Here is a 17,014-nt window from a genome sequence, read left to right as displayed (position 1 = left end):
ACGGATGGTGGCATCAGCCATTAGAATGCGCAGCCTTTAACAGTGGGGCGGGTGCGCTCGCACCATTGATAAAGTGCGCTAGACAGGAAGCGAACGGCTACTCGCTTCCGCCAAGGCAACCCATTTGGAGCAATAAATGGCAACGATCAATCAGCTCGTGCGCAAGCCGCGCAAGCGTCAGCCCGCCAAGAGCGACGTGCCGGCGCTGCAGGCGTGCCCGCAGAAGCGCGGCGTTTGCACCCGCGTTTACACTACCACCCCGAAGAAGCCGAACTCGGCCCTGCGTAAGGTTTGCCGTGTGCGCCTGACCAACGGCTATGAAGTGGCTTCCTACATCGGCGGTGAAGGCCACAACCTCCAGGAGCACTCCGTGGTCCTGATTCGTGGCGGCCGGGTCAAGGACCTTCCGGGTGTCCGTTACCACACGGTGCGCGGTGCTCTGGATACCTCCGGCGTTCAGAATCGTAAGCAGGGCCGTTCCAAGTACGGCACCAAGCGTCCGAAGGCCTGATCGAGGTATTCGACGTAGCGGCTACGGCCACCGAAATATCATAGTCACGGTCTGATAAGAGTAAGGTCGAGCGCCATGGGCAGTCTCGGGTTTACCTGAAGGACCCTTCGAACGAGGGCTTATCATGCCTAGAAGAAGAGTTGCGGCCAAGCGCGAAATCCTGCCGGATCCGAAGTTCGGAAGCGAGCGCCTGGCGAAGTTCATGAACCACCTGATGATCAGCGGCAAGAAGTCCGTAGCTGAGCGTATCGTCTATGGTGCGCTGGACAGGGTTGCCGAGCGTAGCAAGGAAGAGCCGCTGGAGATCTTCGACAAGGCGCTGGAAACCATCCAGCCCATGGTCGAGGTCAAGTCTCGTCGTGTCGGCGGGGCGACCTATCAGGTGCCGGTCGAAGTGCGCCCGTCCCGCCGTCAGGCGCTGGCCATGCGCTGGATGGTGGACGCCGCTCGCCGCCGTGGCGAGAAGACCATGGAGCAGCGTCTGGCTGGCGAGATGCTGGATGCCGCAGAAGGCAAGGGTTCGGCCGTCAAGAAGCGTGAAGACGTGCATCGTATGGCAGAGGCTAACAAGGCCTTCTCTCATTACCGGTTCTAAGTTCAACGCTTCTAAACCGCATCGCCAACCAACGGGAGTTACATCGTGGCTCGCAAGACTCCGCTCAAGCGTTACCGCAACATCGGTATCGTAGCCCACGTCGACGCCGGTAAGACGACTACTACCGAGCGTGTCCTGTTCTACACTGGCCTTTCTCACAAGGTCGGCGAAGTCCATGATGGCGCTGCCACCATGGACTGGATGCAGCAGGAGCAGGAGCGTGGTATCACCATCACCTCCGCGGCGACCACCTGCTTCTGGCAGGGCATGGACAAGCAGTTCGATGAGCATCGCATCAACATCATCGATACCCCGGGACACGTTGACTTCACCATCGAAGTGGAACGTTCCCTGCGCGTGCTCGACGGCGCGGTCGTGGTGCTGTGCGGCAGCTCCGGCGTGCAGCCTCAGACCGAGACCGTCTGGCGCCAGGCCAACAAGTACGAAGTGCCGCGCATGGTGTTCGTCAACAAGATGGACCGCGCCGGCGCTGACTACTTCATGGTGATCGACCAGCTCAAGAGCAAGCTGGGTGCCAATGTCGTGCCGATCCAGATCAACTGGGGCGCCGAGGACGACTTCAAGGGCGTTATCGATCTCATTCGCATGAAGGCCATCCAGTGGGATGAAGACAACTTCGGGATGAACTACGTCCTGGTTGATATTCCCGCCGAGCTGGAAGAGACCGCTCAGAAGTATCGTGAGCAGATGGTTGAATCCGCCGCCGAGGCCTCCGAAGAGTTGATGGACAAGTACCTCGAGGAAGGCGACCTTTCCGAGGAAGACATCAAGGCCGGTCTGCGTCGTCGTACCCTCGATAACGAGATCGTGCTGGTTACCTGTGGCTCCGCGTTCAAGAACAAGGGCGTGCAGGCGGTTCTGGATGGCGTGATCGAGTACATGCCGTCTCCGACCGAGGTCAAGGCCATCGAAGGTGAGCTGGACGACAAGGACGGTACTGTCGCGACCCGTGAGGCCGACGACAATGCGCCTTTCGCGGCGCTGGCCTTCAAGATCGCCACCGATCCCTTCGTCGGTACCCTGACCTTCATTCGTGTCTACTCCGGCATGTTGAAGTCGGGCGACAGCGTTTATAACTCCGTCAAGGAGAAGAAAGAGCGCGTCGGGCGTATCGTGCAGATGCACTCCAACTCCCGCGAGGAGATCAAGGAAGTGCTGGCCGGCGATATCGCCGCTTGTATCGGGCTCAAGGACGTCACCACCGGTGATACGCTATGCGACCTGAACGACAAGATCGTGCTGGAGCGCATGGAATTCCCGGATCCGGTGATCTCCGTGGCTGTCGAGCCGAAGTCCAAGCCTGACCAGGAAAAGATGGGTACGGCGCTGGGCAAGCTGGCTCAAGAAGACCCGTCCTTCCAGGTCAAGACCGACGAAGAGACCGGGCAGACCATCATCTCCGGGATGGGCGAGCTGCACCTGGACATCATCGTTGACCGCCTGCGTCGTGAGTTCAAGGTGGATGCCAACATCGGCAAGCCGCAGGTGGCCTACCGCGAGACCATCCGTCAGAGTGTCGAGCAGGAAGGCAAGTTCGTCCGTCAGTCCGGTGGTCGCGGCCAGTACGGTCATGTGCATCTGCGCATCGAGCCGTTGACGGCCGAGGACAAGGGCGACGACGAAGACATGCACTTCAAGTTCGCTTCTGAAATCGTCGGCGGCGTGGTTCCGAAGGAATACGTGCCTGCTGTCGAGAAGGGGGCCTATGAGCAGCTCCAGAACGGTGTCATCGCGGGCTACCCGATGATTGACGTCAAGGTTACGCTGTTCGACGGTTCCTACCATGACGTGGACTCGAACGAGACCGCGTTCAAGGTCGCCTCTTCCATGGCGATCAAGGAAGGCGCACCCAAGGCCAAGGCTGTGCTGCTCGAGCCGGTGATGAAGGTCGAAGTCGTGACACCCGAGGAGTTCATGGGGGATGTCATGGGCGACCTGAACCGCCGTCGAGGCCTGGTCCAGGGGATGGATGACACTCCCGCCGGGAAGGTCATTCGTGCCACCGTTCCGCTGGCTGAGATGTTCGGTTATGCAACCGATCTGCGCTCTCAAAGCCAGGGCCGCGCAAGCTACACCATGGAGTTTGCGGATTACGAAGAGGCGCCGTCCAGCGTCGTTGCAGCCGTCATCAATCAGAACGGTTAACCGTTAGCTAACGTAAAGAGGTCATAGCAGTGGCTAAGGAAAAATTCGAACGTTCCAAACCGCACGTCAACGTCGGCACCATCGGTCACGTCGACCACGGCAAGACCACGCTGACTGCGGCCCTGACTCGTGTGTCTGCGGAAGTCTTCGGCGGTGATGCCCGCGCGTTCGACTCCATCGACAACGCACCGGAAGAGCGCGAGCGCGGTATCACCATCGCCACCGCTCACGTCGAGTACCAGTCCGAAGAGCGTCACTATGCTCACGTCGACTGCCCGGGACACGCCGACTACGTCAAGAACATGATCACCGGTGCCGCCCAGATGGACGGCGCTATCCTGGTCTGTTCCGCTGCCGACGGCCCCATGCCGCAGACTCGCGAGCACATCCTGCTGTCTCGCCAGGTCGGCGTGCCGAACATCGTCGTGTTCCTGAACAAGGCCGACATGGTCGACGACGAAGAGCTGCTCGAGCTGGTCGAGATGGAAGTCCGTGAACTGCTCAGCGAGTACGACTTCCCGGGCGACGACTGCCCGATCATCACCGGTTCTGCCCTGATGGCGCTGGAAGGCAAGGATGACAACGGCATGGGTACCACCGCCGTTGCCAACCTGATCAAGGCCCTGGATGCTTACATCCCGGAGCCGGAGCGTGCCATCGATCAGCCGTTCCTGATGCCGATCGAGGACGTCTTCTCTATCTCTGGTCGTGGTACCGTGGTGACAGGTCGTGTCGAGCGCGGCATCGTCAAGGCTGGCGAAGAAGTCGAGATCGTCGGTATCAAGGACACCGCCAAAACCACCGTTACGGGTGTCGAGATGTTCCGTAAGCTGCTCGACGAAGGTCGTGCCGGCGAGAACATCGGTGCCCTGCTGCGTGGCACCAAGCGTGACGACGTCGAGCGTGGTCAGGTCCTGGCCAAGCCGGGCACCATCACCCCGCACACCAAGTTCGAGGCTGAGGTCTACGTGCTGTCCAAGGACGAGGGTGGTCGTCACACTCCGTTCTTCAAGGGCTATCGTCCGCAGTTCTACTTCCGTACCACCGACATCACCGGTACCTGTGAACTGCCGGAAGGCGTCGAAATGGTCATGCCGGGCGACAACGTCAAGATGGTTGTCAGCTTGATTGCCCCGGTCGCCATGGATGACGGCCTGCGCTTCGCCGTTCGTGAAGGCGGTCGTACCGTCGGCGCTGGCGTCGTGGCCAAGATCATCGAGTAAGCGATACGCGACTCGACCGATCGAAGGGGGCTCCGAAAGGAGCCCCCTTTCTGCGCACCGTGATGAGGGTTTGACTCTCGTTTTTGGTACGCCTATAATGCGCATCCTTTGAATGCGTGGGTTGACGGCTCGCGCCGTCAAGATCCATTGGAGTTTAGGGCAAATGCAGAACCAGAAGATTCGCATTCGGTTGAAGGCTTTCGACCATCGCCTGATCGACCAGTCCGCTGCGGAGATCGTGGATACCGCCAAGCGTACCGGCGCCCAGGTTCGGGGTCCGATTCCTCTGCCGACCAATCGCGAGCGCTATACCGTGCTGATCTCGCCGCACGTGAACAAGGATGCTCGTGATCAGTACGAGATTCGTACGCACAAGCGCGTGCTCGATATTGTCGAGCCGACCGAGAAAACCGTTGATGCCCTGATGAAGCTCGACCTCGCCGCTGGCGTGGACGTGCAGATCAAGCTCGACTGATACCACACTAGACACTCGCGGCCCAGCGTTCCTCACCAGAAATATCGAGGTTCAGCAGCCGCCACGCCGGGATGGCGTCATACAACGTGCTAGTGGAATGCTCTGGAAAGGGCAGCCATAGCGGGTGATAGCCCCGTACACTAAAGGAGACTAAGCATGACTATCGGTTTGGTCGGTAGAAAGGCCGGGATGACCCGTGTCTTTACCGAAGATGGCGCCTCTGTGCCCGTGACCGTTATCGAGGTTGAGCCCAACCGCGTGACACGCGTGAAGTCCGTCGAATCAGACGGTTACGCTGCGGTTCAGGTGACAACCGGCTCCCGCAAGGCCAAGCATCTGTCGAAAGCCCAAGCTGGGGAATTCGCCAAGGCAGGTGTCGAGGCCGGTCGTTCGCTGATGGAGTTCCGCCTGGACGAAGGCGCCGAGGCTCCGGAAGTGGGCGGCGAGCTCACCGTATCCCTCTTCGAAGCTGGTCAGCGCGTCGACGTGACCGGTACCTCCAAGGGTAAGGGTTTTCAAGGTGCTGTGAAGCGCTGGAATTTCCGTACCCAGGACAATAGCCACGGTAACTCCCTGGCCCACCGTGCGCCGGGTTCTATCGGCATGTGCCAGACCCCGGGTCGCGTATTCAAGGGCAAGAAGATGGCCGGTCAGATGGGCAACGCCCGCTGCACCGTGCAGACCCTGGAAGTCGTCCGTGTCGATGCCGAGCGCAACCTGCTGCTGATCAAGGGTGCCGTACCCGGTGCCACCGGCAGCGATGTCATCGTGCGCAGCACCGTCAAAGCAGGCTGAGGGGAGTTAACCGATGAATCTGAATCTCGCAGGCGCCGGTGCCGGCACCGTCGAAGTGTCCGACGCCACCTTCGCCAAAGAATTCAATGAAGCGCTCGTGCATCAGGTCGTCACCGCCTATCTGGCCGGTGGTCGCCAGGGCACACGCGCCCAGAAGAATCGTTCCGACGTGCGTGGCGGCGGCAAGAAGCCGTGGCGCCAGAAGGGCACTGGTCGTGCCCGCGCCGGCACCATTCGCTCGCCGATCTGGCGTGCTGGTGGTGTGACCTTTGCAGCCCGTCCGCAGGATCACGCTCAGAAGGTCAACCGCAAGATGTATCGCGCGGCCATGCGTTCGATCCTGTCCGAGCTGGTTCGCCAGGAGCGCCTGGTGGCTGTCGATGCTTTCGGCGTCGAGAGCCCCAAGACCAAGCAGCTGGCCGCCAAACTGGGCGAGCTGGGTCTGGAAAAGGTGCTGATCGTCACCGAAGAGGTTGACGAAAACCTCTACCTCGCCGCTCGCAACATCCCCAACGTGGATGTCGTGGACGTCGCCGCCGCCGACCCGGTGAGCCTGGTTGCCTTCGACAAGGTGCTGGTCACCGTCTCCGCTCTGCGCAAATTCGAGGAGAAGCTGGCATGAACCAGGAACGTGTATTCAAGGTGCTGCTGGGTCCGCACGTGACCGAGAAGGCCGCCATGGCCGCCGAGCGCAACCAGTACGTGTTCAAGGTGGCGGACGACGCGACCAAGCCCGAGATCAAGGTCGCCGTGCAGGAACTGTTCGGCAAGAAAGTCGACCGTGTTCAGGTGCTGAACATCAAGGGCAAGACCAAGCGCAGCGCGAATGGTCTCGGTCAGCGCAAGGGTTATCGCAAGGCGTACGTGACATTGGCCGCCGGCGAAACGCTTGAAGACTTCTCTGGCGCCGAATAAGGGCAGGAGTACGGATCATGGCAATCGTCAAGACTAAACCCACATCCGCCGGTCGTCGCCACGTCGTCAAGATCGTCGGCGAGGAACTGTACAAGGGCCGCGCCTACGCGCCGTTGCTCGAGAAGCAGTCCAAGTCCGGTGGGCGTAACAACAACGGTCGTATCACTACCCGCCACGTGGGCGGTGGTCACCGTCAGCATTATCGGATCATCGATTTCAAGCGCACCAAGGATGGCGTTCCGGCCATCGTCGAGCGCCTGGAACACGATCCGAACCGCAGCGCCCATATCGCGCTGCTCAAGTACCTGGACGGCGAGCGTCGCTACATCATCGCGCCGCGTGGCGTGAGTGCTGGTGATCGTCTCGAGTCCGGCGTGAATGCGCCGATCAAGAAGGGTAACACCCTGCCGCTGCGCAATATTCCGCTGGGTTCCACCGTGCATTGCATCGAGCTCAAGCCCGGCAAGGGTGCCCAGCTCGCTCGCAGCGCCGGTACCAGCGCGCAGCTGGTCGCTCGCGAAGGCAATTACGCCACCCTGCGTCTGCGCTCCGGCGAGATGCGCAAGGTGCTGGCCGAATGCCGTGCGACCCTGGGTGAAGTCAGCAACACCGAGCACAGCCTGCGTCAGCTTGGCAAAGCCGGTGCGAAGCGCTGGAGAGGTGTGCGCCCGACGGTTCGCGGCGTGGCCATGAACCCGGTGGACCACCCGCATGGTGGTGGTGAAGGCCGCACCAGCGGTGGCCGTCATCCGGTGTCTCCGTGGGGTATCCCCACCAAGGGCCACAAGACCCGCAAGAACAAGCGCACCGACAAGCTGATCATCCGTCGCCGCAAGGCCCGGAAATAAGATCCAACGCCAAGACATCAAGAGGTAACGGCTGTGCCACGTTCACTGAAGAAAGGTCCTTTTATTGACCTTCACCTGTTGAAGAAGGTTGAGGTTGCAGTGGAAAAGAACGACCGCAAACCGATCAAGACCTGGTCGCGTCGTTCCATGATCCTGCCCAACATGGTCGGGCTCACCATTGCAGTCCATAACGGTCGCCAACACGTCCCGGTGCATGTCTCCGAGGAAATGGTTGGCCACAAGCTGGGCGAATTCGCTGCTACCCGCACTTATCGCGGTCATGCGGCGGACAAGAAAGCCAAACGGTAAGCCGAGAGAGGATTAGAGATGGAAGTCACAGCAAAGCTGCGTGGCGCTCGTTTATCCGCCCAGAAGGCCCGTTTGGTGGCTGACCAGGTGCGCGGTAAACCGGTCGCCGAGGCACTCGACCTGCTGACCTTCTCCCCGAAGAAGGCCTCCAAGCTGGTCAAGAAAGTGCTGCAGTCCGCCATCGCGAATGCGGAAGAAAATAACGGCATGGATATCGACGAGCTGCGTGTCTCGACCATCTGCGTCGATGAGGGCATGACGCTCAAGCGCATCCGGCCGCGGGCCAAGGGCCGTGCGGACCGTATCCTGAAGCGCACCTGCCACATCACCGTCAAGGTAGCCGAGAAGTAGGAGTCGACCAGATGGGTCAGAAAGTCAATCCAACAGGCATTCGCCTGGGTATCGTCAAAGACCATACCTCGGTTTGGTATGCCGAGCGCGGCGCCTATGCCGACAAGCTGAACAACGACCTCGAAGTGCGTCGCTTCCTCGAGGAACGGCTGAAGAATGCCTCGGTGAGCAACATCATCATCGAGCGTCCGGCCAACAATGCTCGTATCACTATCCACACCGCGCGTCCGGGGATCGTGATCGGCAAGAAAGGCGAGGATGTCGACAAGCTTCGTCGTGATCTTTCCCAGATGATGGGCGTGCCTGTTCACGTCAACATCGAGGAAGTCCGCAAGCCGGAACTCGATGCCAAGCTCGTCGCGCAGAACATTGCCGGCCAGCTCGAGCGTCGCGTGATGTTCCGTCGTGCCATGAAGCGTTCCGTCCAGAACGCCATGCGCCTGGGCGCCGGCGGTATCAAGGTGCAGCTCTCCGGTCGTCTCGGCGGCGCGGAAATCGCCCGTACCGAGTGGTACCGCGAGGGTCGTGTGCCGCTGCATACCCTGCGTGCGGATATCGACTTCGCCACCTACGAAGCCAAGACCACCTACGGCATCATCGGTGTCAAGGTCTGGATCTTCAAAGGTGAAATCCTCGGGGGCATCGAGGAGGTCCGCGCCAAGGCTAAGCAGTCGCAAGGCGCGCCCTCCAAGAAGAAAGGTTCCAGGTAAGGGGAGAGCGAATCGATGTTACAACCCAAGCGTCTCAAATTCCGCAAGGTGCAGAAGGGCCGTAACCGCGGCCTCGCGCATCGCGGTAACAAGGTAAGCTTCGGCGAGTATGGCCTCAAGGCCACTGGTCGTGGCCGCGTCACCGCCCGTCAGATCGAGGCCGGTCGTCGTGCCATCACGCGTCACGTCAAGCGTGGTGGCAAGATCTGGATCCGGGTCTTCCCTGACAAGCCGATTTCCAAGAAGCCGTTGGAAGTCCGCATGGGTAAGGGTAAGGGCTCCGTCGAGTACTGGGTCGCTCAGATCCAGCCCGGCCGTGTCCTGTACGAGATCGAAGGCGTATCCGAGGAGCTGGCTCGCGAGGCATTTGGCCTGGCCGCACAGAAGTTCCCGGTCTCCACCACCTTTGTGAAACGGACGGTGATGTGATGAAAGCCCAGGAAATTCGCGAGAAGTCAGCCGAGCAGCTCCAGGAGCAGCTCTTCGAACTCCTCCGTGAGCAGTTCAACCTGCGCATGCAGAAGGCCACCGGCCAGCTGAGCCAGACTCATCTGCTCAAGCAGGTTCGTCGGGATATTGCCCGTGTGAAGACTGTGCTCAACGAGAAGGCAGGTGTCTGAGATGGCCGAAGCAAAGAAAGCCCGTACGCTCACCGGTAAGGTGGTGAGCGACAAGATGGACAAATCCATCGTCGTCATGATCGAGCGTCGTGAGCGCCACCCGATCTATGGCAAATATGTCAAGCGCTCCACCAAGCTGCACGCCCACGACGCGACCAACCAGGCCAAGGCCGGTGACACGGTGTCTATCGAGGAGTGCCGTCCGCTGTCCAAGAACAAGTCCTGGACACTGGTCGAGGTCGTCGAACAGGCCAAGGGTTGATCGGCTAACGCCAGTCAAGCCTGCGCAGTCAGATTAGGTTTGGAGAAAACCGATGATTCAGACTCAGACAATGCTGGATGTCGCCGACAACAGCGGGGCGCGCCGGGTGCAGTGCATCAAGGTGCTCGGTGGTTCACACCGCCGTTACGCCCGCGTCGGTGACATCATCAAGGTCACGGTGAAGGAAGCCATTCCGCGCGGCAGGGTCAAGAAAGGCCAGGTCCTCAAGGCGGTTGTGGTTCGCACCCGTAGTGGCGTCCGTCGTAACGACGGCTCGCTGATTCGCTTCGATGGAAATGCGGCGGTTTTGTTGAACAACATCAACGAACAGCCGGTTGGTACCCGGATCTTTGGGCCGGTGACCCGTGAACTTCGTACTGAGAAGTTCATGAAGATCATTTCCTTGGCGCCTGAAGTGCTGTAAGGAGCGAGGCGGATATGCAAAAGATCAAACGTGACGACCAAGTGATCGTCATCGCCGGCAAGGACAAGGGCAAGCGTGGCACGGTCAAGCGCGTCCTCAAGGACGAGCGCTATGTGGTGTCCGGTGTGAACATGATCAAGCGTCACACCAAGCCTAATCCTATGGCGGGAAATCAGGGCGGTATCGTCGAGCGCGAGGCTCCGATTCACGCGTCCAACGTTGCCATCTTCAACCAGGAGACCGGTAAAGCGGATCGCGTCGGCTTCCAGGTTCAGGAAGACGGTACCAAGGTACGTATCTACAAGTCGACGCAAGCGCAGATCGACGCTTAACGCGAGTCGGGTAGCAAAATGGCGAACTTGAAAGAACGTTATCAAAACGAGGTGGCAGCTCAGCTGCGAGAGCAGTTCAGCTACGCCAACGTGATGCAGGTGCCCCGGATCACCAAGGTGACTCTGAACATGGGCATCGGCGACGCGATCAGCGACAAGAAGCTGATCGATAACGCCATCGGCGACCTGGAGAAGCTGTCCGGTCAGAAGCCGCTGGTGACCAAGGCGCGCAAGTCCATCGCGGGCTTCAAGGTGCGTGAAGACTGGCCGATCGGGATCAAGGTGACCCTGCGCCGTGAGCGCATGTGGGACTTCCTCGATCGCCTGGTGAATATCGCGATCCCCCGCGTTCGTGACTTCCGTGGTCTCAACCCGAAGTCCTTCGACGGTCGTGGCAATTACTCGATGGGGGTACGTGAGCAGATCATCTTCCCGGAGATCGAGTATGATAAGATCGATCGGATCCGTGGTCTGGATGTCACCATTACCACCACCGCCAACACCGATGAAGAAGGTCGTGCGCTGCTTGGCGCGCTGAACTTCCCGTTCAAGAAATAAGGGTGGGATCATGGCAAAGAAAAGCATGGTAGAGCGTGAGACGAAGCGCGCCAAGCTGGTGGAGAAGTTCTCCGCCCGGCGTGCCGAGCTCAAGGCGATTATCCAGGACGTGAACGCTTCCGACGAAGAGCGCTTCGACGCACAGCTCAAGTTGCAGCAGCTGCCGCGTGACTCCAGCCCGGTTCGCCAGCGTAATCGCTGTCGTATCACCGGCCGTCCGCACGGTTACTACAACAAGTTCGGCCTCGGTCGCAACAAGCTGCGTGAAGCCGCCATGCGTGGCGACGTGCCCGGACTCAAGAAGTCCAGCTGGTAACGCCACGTAGAATCATCAGGAGCGCAACGTAAATGAGCATGCAAGACACTCTGGCGGATATGTTCACCCGTATCCGCAATGCGCAGATGGCCACCAAGGAGACGGTTTCCATGCCGTCCTCCAAGCTCAAGATCGAGGTGGCCCGCGTGCTGAAGGAAGAAGGGTACGTCACTGACTATAGCGTCAGCGGCTCGGTCAAGCCCGAGCTGAACGTGACCCTCAAGTACTTCGAAGGCAAGCCGGTCATCGAGCATCTGCAGCGGGTCTCCAAGCCGTCTCTGCGCAACTACAAGGGCAAGGATTCACTGCCCAAGGTTGCCGATGGCCTGGGTATCGCGATCGTCACTACCTCTCAGGGGGTGATGACCGACCGCGCGGCTCGTCAGGCTGGTGTCGGTGGTGAAGTCATCTGCACCGTATTCTAGGAGTTTGGAATGTCCCGCGTAGCCAAATATCCGGTTAAACTGCCCAGCGGCGTCGAGATCAAGCTCGATGGCGACCAGCTGACCGTCAAGGGAGGTCAGGGCTCGCTGTCCATGGCCGTGCATCCCGACGTGACGATCGGCCAGGAAGATGGCCAACTGACCTTCCAGCCGAGCGAGTCTGCCAAGAGCTGGGCAATGGTTGGTACTACTCGTGCCCTGGTCCAGAACCTGGTCACTGGTGTGTCCGAGGGCTTTAGCCGGACCCTCGAAATTAACGGCGTCGGTTATCGTGCTCAAGCGAAGGGCCAGACGCTCAACCTGACACTGGGCTTCTCACACCCGGTCGACTATGAACTGCCTGAGGGTGTCACGGCCGAAACGCCGAAGAACACCACGATCGTGCTGAAGAGTGCGGACAAGCAGAAACTCGGCCAGGTTGCCGCGGAAATCCGCGCCTTCCGTCCGCCCGAGCCCTACAAGGGCAAGGGTATCCGGTACGGCGACGAGCAGGTCCGCCGCAAAGAAGCCAAGAAGAAGTAAGGCAGGGTTATGAACGCGAAGAAAGAATCTCGTCTCCGTCGTGCCCGCCGCGCTCGTGCCAAGATCCGCGAGCTGGGCGTGCATCGCCTGTGCGTCAATCGTACCCCGCGCCACATCTATGCGCAGATCATCTCGCCGGATGGTGGCAAGGTCCTGGCCAGTGCATCGACGCTGGACAAGGCCCTGCGCGAGGGAGCGACCGGCAATGTCGACGCCGCCACCAAGGTCGGCGAAATGATTGCCGAGCGCGCCAAGCAGGCTGGCATCACCCAAGTGGCTTTCGATCGCGCCGGTTTCAAGTACCACGGCCGCGTCAAGGCCCTGGCCGACGCCGCTCGTGAAGGCGGCCTGGAATTCTAAAGGGTTTTACGATGGCGAAGAACGAACAGCAAAACGGCGATCTGCAGGAAAAGCTCGTGCAGGTCAACCGTGTCGCCAAGGTGGTCAAGGGTGGCCGAATCTTCGGCTTCACCGCCCTGACCGTCGTGGGCGACGGTAACGGTCGTGTCGGCTTCGGTCGCGGCAAGGCTCGTGAGGTTCCGGTGGCGATCCAGAAGGCCATGGACCAGGCGCGTCGCAACATGGTCAAGGTCAACCTGGCCGGCAACACTCTGCAGTACTCCGTCAAGGCCCGCCACGGTGCCTCCAAGGTGTACATGCAGCCGGCTTCCGAGGGTACCGGCATCATCGCCGGCGGCGCCATGCGCTCCGTGCTCGAGCTGGCCGGTGTTCACGACGTCCTGGCCAAGTGCTACGGCTCCACTAACCCGGTGAACGTGGTGCGGGCGACCGTCAACGGTCTGACTGCCCAGCAATCGCCGGAAGACGTGGCCGCCAAGCGCGGTCTGTCAGTCGAAGCGATCACGGGGTAAGGACCATGTCAGCAACGATCAAGGTTACCCAGACCCGCAGCACCATCGGCGTATTGGCCAAGCACAAGGCCACCATGAAGGGCCTCGGCCTGCGTCGTATTGGTCATACGGTTGAACTGGAAGACACCCCTGCCGTGCGCGGCATGATCCACAAGGTCAACTACCTTGTGCGTGTTGAGGGAGAGTAATCCATGAAACTCAATAGCCTGAGCCCGGCACCGGGCTCCAAGCACGCCGAAAAGCGCGTCGGTCGTGGCATGGGTTCCGGTCTGGGCAAGACCGGTGGCCGTGGCCACAAGGGACTCAAGTCGCGCAGTGGCGGTAGTGTGAAGCCCGGCTTCGAGGGCGGCCAGATGCCGCTGCAGCGTCGTCTGCCGAAGTTCGGTTTCACCTCCGCCAAGGCGCTGGCCTCCGAAGAAGTCCGTCTGGCCGAGCTGGCCCGGGTCGAAGGTGACGACGTCACCCTGGAGACCCTCAAGCAAGCCAACGTGCTCAAGGATGCCACGCGCTACGCCAAGGTGATCCTTTCCGGCGAACTGAACAAGGCGGTTACTGTCCGCGGCCTCAAGGTCACCAAGGGTGCCCGTGCCGCGATCGAAGCCGCCGGCGGCAAGGTAGAGGACTAAATGGCCAAGTCAGGAAACATGCCGGCGATGGGCAGCGGTCTGAGTGAACTGTGGGCGCGTCTGCGCTTCGTGCTCCTCGCCATCGTGGTCTACCGTATCGGTGCCCACATCCCCGTTCCCGGTATCAATCCTGACCAGCTTGCTGCCTTGTTCAGGGAGCAGCAGGGCACCATCCTGGGCATGTTCAACATGTTCTCGGGCGGTGCCCTGGAGCGCATGAGTATCCTCGCCCTGGGCATCATGCCCTATATCTCGGCGTCGATTATCATGCAGCTGCTGACCGCCGTCTCGCCTCAGCTCGAGCAGTTGAAGAAGGAGGGCGAGGCCGGCCGTCGCAAGATCAGCCAGTACACGCGCTACGGCACCGTGCTCCTGGCGCTCGTCCAGGCCACCGGCATGTCGGTCGGTCTGGCGAGTCAAGGGATCGCCTATACGGCCGATTTCAGCTTCTATTTCACCGCCATCGTGACGTTCGTCAGCGGGGCGGTGTTCCTGATGTGGCTGGGTGAGCAGATTACCGAGAAAGGCATCGGCAATGGTATTTCACTGCTGATCTTTTCCGGGATCGTCGCCGGGTTGCCGGGTGCCGTGGGGCAGGCTTTCGAGCTGGCCCGCAACGATGGTGCCTGGAACGTGCTGCCGCTGTTGGCCCTGTCCGCGCTGGGCATCGCCACCGTGGCCTTCGTGGTGTTCATCGAGCGTGGCCAGCGCCGCCTCACCGTGAATTATCCGCGTCGTCAGGTCGGCAACAAGATGTATGCCGGCCAGAGCAGCTATCTGCCGCTGAAGGTGAACATGGCGGGTGTGATTCCGGCGATCTTCGCTTCGAGCATCCTGCTGTTCCCGGCCTCGCTGGGACAGTGGGTCGGTGCCGGAGAAGGCATGGAGTGGCTGCAACGGGCATCCCAGGCTCTGGGTCCTGGTCAGCCGCTTTATATCTTGCTTTTCGCGGCGGCGGTGGTATTCTTCTGCTTCTTTTACACAGCGCTGGTCTTCAACCCCAAGGATGTCGCCGACAACCTCAAGAAGTCGGGGGCCTTCCTGCCGGGTATCCGTCCCGGTGAGCAGACCGCTCGCTACGTCGACAAGGTCATGACTCGTCTGACCTTGTTCGGTGCTCTCTACATCACTGCGGTTTCCCTGATGCCCCAGTTCCTGATCGTGGCCTGGAACGTGCCGTTCTTCTTCGGCGGTACCTCGTTGCTGATCGTGGTTGTGGTCATCATGGACTTCATGGCTCAGGTGCAGTCGCACCTCATGTCGCATCAATATGAATCGGTGATGAAGAAGTCGAACCTGAAAGGCTACGGCAGCGGCGGCATGATGCGCTGAAGGCGCCGCCGCTCGATTTGGCGCGCCGCGAGCCGAATTTGGAGAAAGAACGATGAAAGTTCGAGCTTCCGTGAAGAAAATGTGCCGTAACTGCAAGATCATTCGTCGCAATGGCGCCGTGCGCGTCATCTGCAGCGAGCCGCGGCACAAGCAGCGTCAGGGCTGAAGCCCTGGGCTGTAATGAACCGGGTGCCGGCATGCCCCTTGCCCTTTGATAGGGAAAGGGGTATGCTGTTGCGCCTTTTGTAGATGATTAAACGAGCAAGCCGCTCAAGAAAACGCCGAGTGAATCGGTGAGCGGCGCGAAACGCAACCAAGCGATTCGCCCGTGTCGCCATTCAAGCGGCTTTTCGCAAACTTCGGAGTAAGCTGATGGCCCGTATAGCAGGCGTCAATATCCCGGACAACAAGCATGCGGCGATCTCGCTGACCTATATCTTCGGGATTGGCCGTACGCGCGCTCAGGAAATCTGTGTCGCGGCCGGCATCGCACCGACCACCAAGGTTCAGGAGCTGTCCTCTGAAGAGGTGGACACCCTGCGTGCCGAGGTCGGCAAGCATACCGTTGAAGGCGACCTTCGTCGTGATGTGACGCTGAACATCAAGCGTCTCATGGACCTGGGTTGCTATCGTGGTCTGCGTCATCGTCGTGGTCTTCCGCTGAACGGTCAGCGTACCAAGACCAATGCGCGTACCCGCAAGGGCCCGCGCAAGCCGATCCGCAAATAACACGCACGTTCTGGCGTAACGACAGGAATAGACATCAACATGGCTAACCCGCGTAGCAACCGTAAAAAGGTTAAAAAGCAGGTAGTGGATGCGGTTGCGCATATCCACGCCTCTTTTAACAACACGATCATTACGATCACAGACCGCCAGGGCAATGCGCTCTCTTGGGCGACTGCCGGTGGTTCGGGTTTTCGTGGTTCTCGCAAGAGCACCCCGTTCGCTGCTCAAGTGGCAAGTGAACGTGCAGCGACTGCTGCAGCCGAGTATGGTGTGAAAAACGTCGACGTGCTGGTCAAAGGCCCCGGTCCGGGTCGTGAATCCGCCGTGCGTGCACTCAATGCCGCCGGCTTCCGCGTGCAAAGCATCACCGACGCGACGCCCATTCCCCACAATGGCTGCCGTCCGCCGAAGAAACGCCGCGTTTAAGGAGACAGATTCATGGCTCGTTATATTGGACCGAAGTGCAAACTGTCTCGTCGTGAGGGTACCGACCTCTTCCTCAAGAGCGGTGTCACTCCCTTCGAGAAGAAGTGCAAATCCGAGCAGATCCCGGGTGTGCACGGCCAGCGTCGTCAGCGTATTTCCGACTACGGCTTGCAGCTTCGCGAGAAGCAGAAAGTACGTCGTATGTACGGCGTACTCGAAAAGCAGTTCCGCAACTACTACAAGGAAGCGGCCCGTCTGAAGGGCGCAACCGGCGAGTTGTTGCTGCAGCTGCTTGAATCCCGACTGGACAACGTCGTCTATCGCATGGGCTTTGGCTCCACGCGTTCCGAGGCACGTCAGCTGGTCAGCCACAAGGCGATCGCCGTCAACGGCAGGACCGTCAACGTGGCCTCTTACCAGGTCAAGCCGGGGGATGTGGTCTCCATTCGCGAGAAGGCCAAGAACCAGGCCCGTATCCAGAATGCCCTCGGCATCGCTGCCAACCGCGGCGACGTGGCCTGGGTCGAGATCGATGCCAAGAAGATGGAAGGCACTTTCAAGGCTCTGCCTGAACGCGGTGACCTGTCTGCCGACATCAACGAAAACCTGATCGTCGAGCTGTACTCGAAGTAAGCGGCCAGACCGCGCCGCTTC

General features: G+C 60.2%; 30 protein-coding genes. All 30 read left to right on the top strand.

The window, feature by feature from the left end:
- Positions 1–136: 136 nt before the first annotated feature.
- Entirely contained in the window at positions 137–511 is a 375-nt protein-coding gene (rpsL, locus tag FZZ93_RS12350; RefSeq protein WP_149322624.1) for a 30S ribosomal protein S12, read from the top strand.
- 124 nt (positions 512–635) lie between these two features.
- Positions 636–1,106, top strand: coding sequence for a 30S ribosomal protein S7 (gene rpsG, locus FZZ93_RS12345; protein WP_149322623.1), 471 nt, complete (start codon positions 636–638; stop codon positions 1,104–1,106).
- 45 nt (positions 1,107–1,151) lie between these two features.
- Positions 1,152–3,272 carry an elongation factor G gene (gene fusA / locus FZZ93_RS12340; RefSeq protein ID WP_149322622.1) on the top strand — a complete coding sequence of 707 codons (2,121 nt, stop codon included), beginning with the start codon at positions 1,152–1,154 and terminating at the stop codon, positions 3,270–3,272.
- A gap of 29 nt (positions 3,273–3,301) precedes the next feature.
- Positions 3,302–4,495 (top strand): elongation factor Tu, encoded by a 1,194-nt coding sequence (gene tuf, locus FZZ93_RS12335; RefSeq protein ID WP_149322621.1) that lies wholly within the window; start codon positions 3,302–3,304, stop codon positions 4,493–4,495.
- A 163-nt stretch (positions 4,496–4,658) separates the two neighbouring features.
- On the top strand, positions 4,659–4,970 hold the full coding sequence (gene rpsJ / locus FZZ93_RS12330; RefSeq protein ID WP_010626466.1) for a 30S ribosomal protein S10: 312 nt from the start codon (positions 4,659–4,661) through the stop codon (positions 4,968–4,970).
- A 156-nt stretch (positions 4,971–5,126) separates the two neighbouring features.
- Positions 5,127–5,765, top strand: a complete 639-nt coding sequence (gene rplC / locus FZZ93_RS12325) for a 50S ribosomal protein L3 (RefSeq protein WP_149322620.1) — start codon at positions 5,127–5,129, stop codon at positions 5,763–5,765.
- A 13-nt stretch (positions 5,766–5,778) separates the two neighbouring features.
- The gene (gene rplD, locus FZZ93_RS12320) at positions 5,779–6,387 is read left to right on the top strand and encodes a 50S ribosomal protein L4 (RefSeq protein WP_149322619.1); all 609 of its coding nucleotides are present in this window, start codon (positions 5,779–5,781) and stop codon (positions 6,385–6,387) included.
- A complete protein-coding gene (gene rplW, locus FZZ93_RS12315) occupies positions 6,384–6,680 on the top strand; it encodes a 50S ribosomal protein L23 (RefSeq protein WP_013330994.1) in 297 nt (98 codons plus the stop codon). The genes rplD and rplW overlap by 4 nt, the downstream gene beginning before the upstream one ends.
- 17 nt (positions 6,681–6,697) lie before the next feature.
- On the top strand, positions 6,698–7,528 hold the full coding sequence (gene rplB, locus FZZ93_RS12310) for a 50S ribosomal protein L2 (protein WP_149322618.1): 831 nt from the start codon (positions 6,698–6,700) through the stop codon (positions 7,526–7,528).
- A 33-nt stretch (positions 7,529–7,561) separates the two neighbouring features.
- Positions 7,562–7,837 (top strand): 30S ribosomal protein S19, encoded by a 276-nt coding sequence (gene rpsS / locus FZZ93_RS12305; protein WP_013330996.1) that lies wholly within the window; start codon positions 7,562–7,564, stop codon positions 7,835–7,837.
- A gap of 18 nt (positions 7,838–7,855) precedes the next feature.
- Complete coding sequence (gene rplV / locus FZZ93_RS12300) at positions 7,856–8,188, top strand: 50S ribosomal protein L22 (protein ID WP_013330997.1); 333 nt, start codon at positions 7,856–7,858, stop codon at positions 8,186–8,188.
- A gap of 11 nt (positions 8,189–8,199) precedes the next feature.
- Positions 8,200–8,898, top strand: a complete 699-nt coding sequence (gene rpsC, locus FZZ93_RS12295) for a 30S ribosomal protein S3 (protein WP_149322617.1) — start codon at positions 8,200–8,202, stop codon at positions 8,896–8,898.
- Between the two features lie 15 nt (positions 8,899–8,913).
- Positions 8,914–9,327, top strand: coding sequence for a 50S ribosomal protein L16 (gene rplP / locus FZZ93_RS12290; protein ID WP_149322616.1), 414 nt, complete (start codon positions 8,914–8,916; stop codon positions 9,325–9,327).
- Complete coding sequence (gene rpmC, locus FZZ93_RS12285; RefSeq protein ID WP_013331000.1) at positions 9,327–9,518, top strand: 50S ribosomal protein L29; 192 nt, start codon at positions 9,327–9,329, stop codon at positions 9,516–9,518. Before rplP ends, rpmC begins: the two co-directional genes overlap by 1 nt.
- Position 9,519: 1 nt before the next feature.
- Positions 9,520–9,780, top strand: a complete 261-nt coding sequence (rpsQ, locus tag FZZ93_RS12280) for a 30S ribosomal protein S17 (RefSeq protein ID WP_013331001.1) — start codon at positions 9,520–9,522, stop codon at positions 9,778–9,780.
- A 52-nt stretch (positions 9,781–9,832) separates the two neighbouring features.
- Positions 9,833–10,204 carry a 50S ribosomal protein L14 gene (gene rplN, locus FZZ93_RS12275; RefSeq protein ID WP_013331002.1) on the top strand — a complete coding sequence of 124 codons (372 nt, stop codon included), beginning with the start codon at positions 9,833–9,835 and terminating at the stop codon, positions 10,202–10,204.
- A gap of 14 nt (positions 10,205–10,218) precedes the next feature.
- Complete coding sequence (gene rplX / locus FZZ93_RS12270) at positions 10,219–10,536, top strand: 50S ribosomal protein L24 (protein ID WP_149322615.1); 318 nt, start codon at positions 10,219–10,221, stop codon at positions 10,534–10,536.
- Positions 10,537–10,554: 18 nt separating this feature from the next.
- The gene (gene rplE / locus FZZ93_RS12265) at positions 10,555–11,094 is read left to right on the top strand and encodes a 50S ribosomal protein L5 (protein WP_149322614.1); all 540 of its coding nucleotides are present in this window, start codon (positions 10,555–10,557) and stop codon (positions 11,092–11,094) included.
- 10 nt (positions 11,095–11,104) lie between these two features.
- Positions 11,105–11,410, top strand: a complete 306-nt coding sequence (gene rpsN / locus FZZ93_RS12260) for a 30S ribosomal protein S14 (RefSeq protein WP_149322613.1) — start codon at positions 11,105–11,107, stop codon at positions 11,408–11,410.
- 32 nt (positions 11,411–11,442) lie between these two features.
- Complete coding sequence (gene rpsH / locus FZZ93_RS12255) at positions 11,443–11,835, top strand: 30S ribosomal protein S8 (RefSeq protein WP_149322612.1); 393 nt, start codon at positions 11,443–11,445, stop codon at positions 11,833–11,835.
- A gap of 9 nt (positions 11,836–11,844) precedes the next feature.
- Positions 11,845–12,375 carry a 50S ribosomal protein L6 gene (gene rplF, locus FZZ93_RS12250; protein ID WP_149322611.1) on the top strand — a complete coding sequence of 177 codons (531 nt, stop codon included), beginning with the start codon at positions 11,845–11,847 and terminating at the stop codon, positions 12,373–12,375.
- A gap of 9 nt (positions 12,376–12,384) precedes the next feature.
- Positions 12,385–12,735 (top strand): 50S ribosomal protein L18, encoded by a 351-nt coding sequence (gene rplR / locus FZZ93_RS12245; RefSeq protein ID WP_149322610.1) that lies wholly within the window; start codon positions 12,385–12,387, stop codon positions 12,733–12,735.
- An 11-nt stretch (positions 12,736–12,746) separates the two neighbouring features.
- Positions 12,747–13,247 (top strand): 30S ribosomal protein S5, encoded by a 501-nt coding sequence (rpsE, locus tag FZZ93_RS12240; RefSeq protein WP_149322609.1) that lies wholly within the window; start codon positions 12,747–12,749, stop codon positions 13,245–13,247.
- A gap of 5 nt (positions 13,248–13,252) precedes the next feature.
- On the top strand, positions 13,253–13,435 hold the full coding sequence (gene rpmD, locus FZZ93_RS12235; RefSeq protein ID WP_013331010.1) for a 50S ribosomal protein L30: 183 nt from the start codon (positions 13,253–13,255) through the stop codon (positions 13,433–13,435).
- A gap of 3 nt (positions 13,436–13,438) precedes the next feature.
- Positions 13,439–13,873 (top strand): 50S ribosomal protein L15, encoded by a 435-nt coding sequence (rplO, locus tag FZZ93_RS12230; protein WP_149322608.1) that lies wholly within the window; start codon positions 13,439–13,441, stop codon positions 13,871–13,873.
- Positions 13,874–15,205, top strand: coding sequence for a preprotein translocase subunit SecY (secY, locus tag FZZ93_RS12225; protein WP_149322607.1), 1,332 nt, complete (start codon positions 13,874–13,876; stop codon positions 15,203–15,205). It begins immediately after the preceding gene.
- Between the two features lie 52 nt (positions 15,206–15,257).
- Entirely contained in the window at positions 15,258–15,371 is a 114-nt protein-coding gene (gene rpmJ, locus FZZ93_RS12220; RefSeq protein ID WP_008959154.1) for a 50S ribosomal protein L36, read from the top strand.
- Positions 15,372–15,577: 206 nt separating this feature from the next.
- A complete protein-coding gene (gene rpsM / locus FZZ93_RS12215; RefSeq protein WP_149322606.1) occupies positions 15,578–15,934 on the top strand; it encodes a 30S ribosomal protein S13 in 357 nt (118 codons plus the stop codon).
- A gap of 39 nt (positions 15,935–15,973) precedes the next feature.
- On the top strand, positions 15,974–16,360 hold the full coding sequence (gene rpsK / locus FZZ93_RS12210; RefSeq protein ID WP_013331014.1) for a 30S ribosomal protein S11: 387 nt from the start codon (positions 15,974–15,976) through the stop codon (positions 16,358–16,360).
- A 12-nt stretch (positions 16,361–16,372) separates the two neighbouring features.
- The gene (gene rpsD, locus FZZ93_RS12205) at positions 16,373–16,993 is read left to right on the top strand and encodes a 30S ribosomal protein S4 (protein ID WP_149322605.1); all 621 of its coding nucleotides are present in this window, start codon (positions 16,373–16,375) and stop codon (positions 16,991–16,993) included.
- Positions 16,994–17,014 lie beyond the last annotated feature (21 nt).

The organism is Halomonas eurihalina, from assembly GCF_008274785.1.
Classification (GTDB): domain Bacteria; phylum Pseudomonadota; class Gammaproteobacteria; order Pseudomonadales; family Halomonadaceae; genus Halomonas; species Halomonas eurihalina.
Note: the sequence above shows the minus strand (reverse complement) of the source record. Positions and strands in the feature narration are given on the sequence as shown.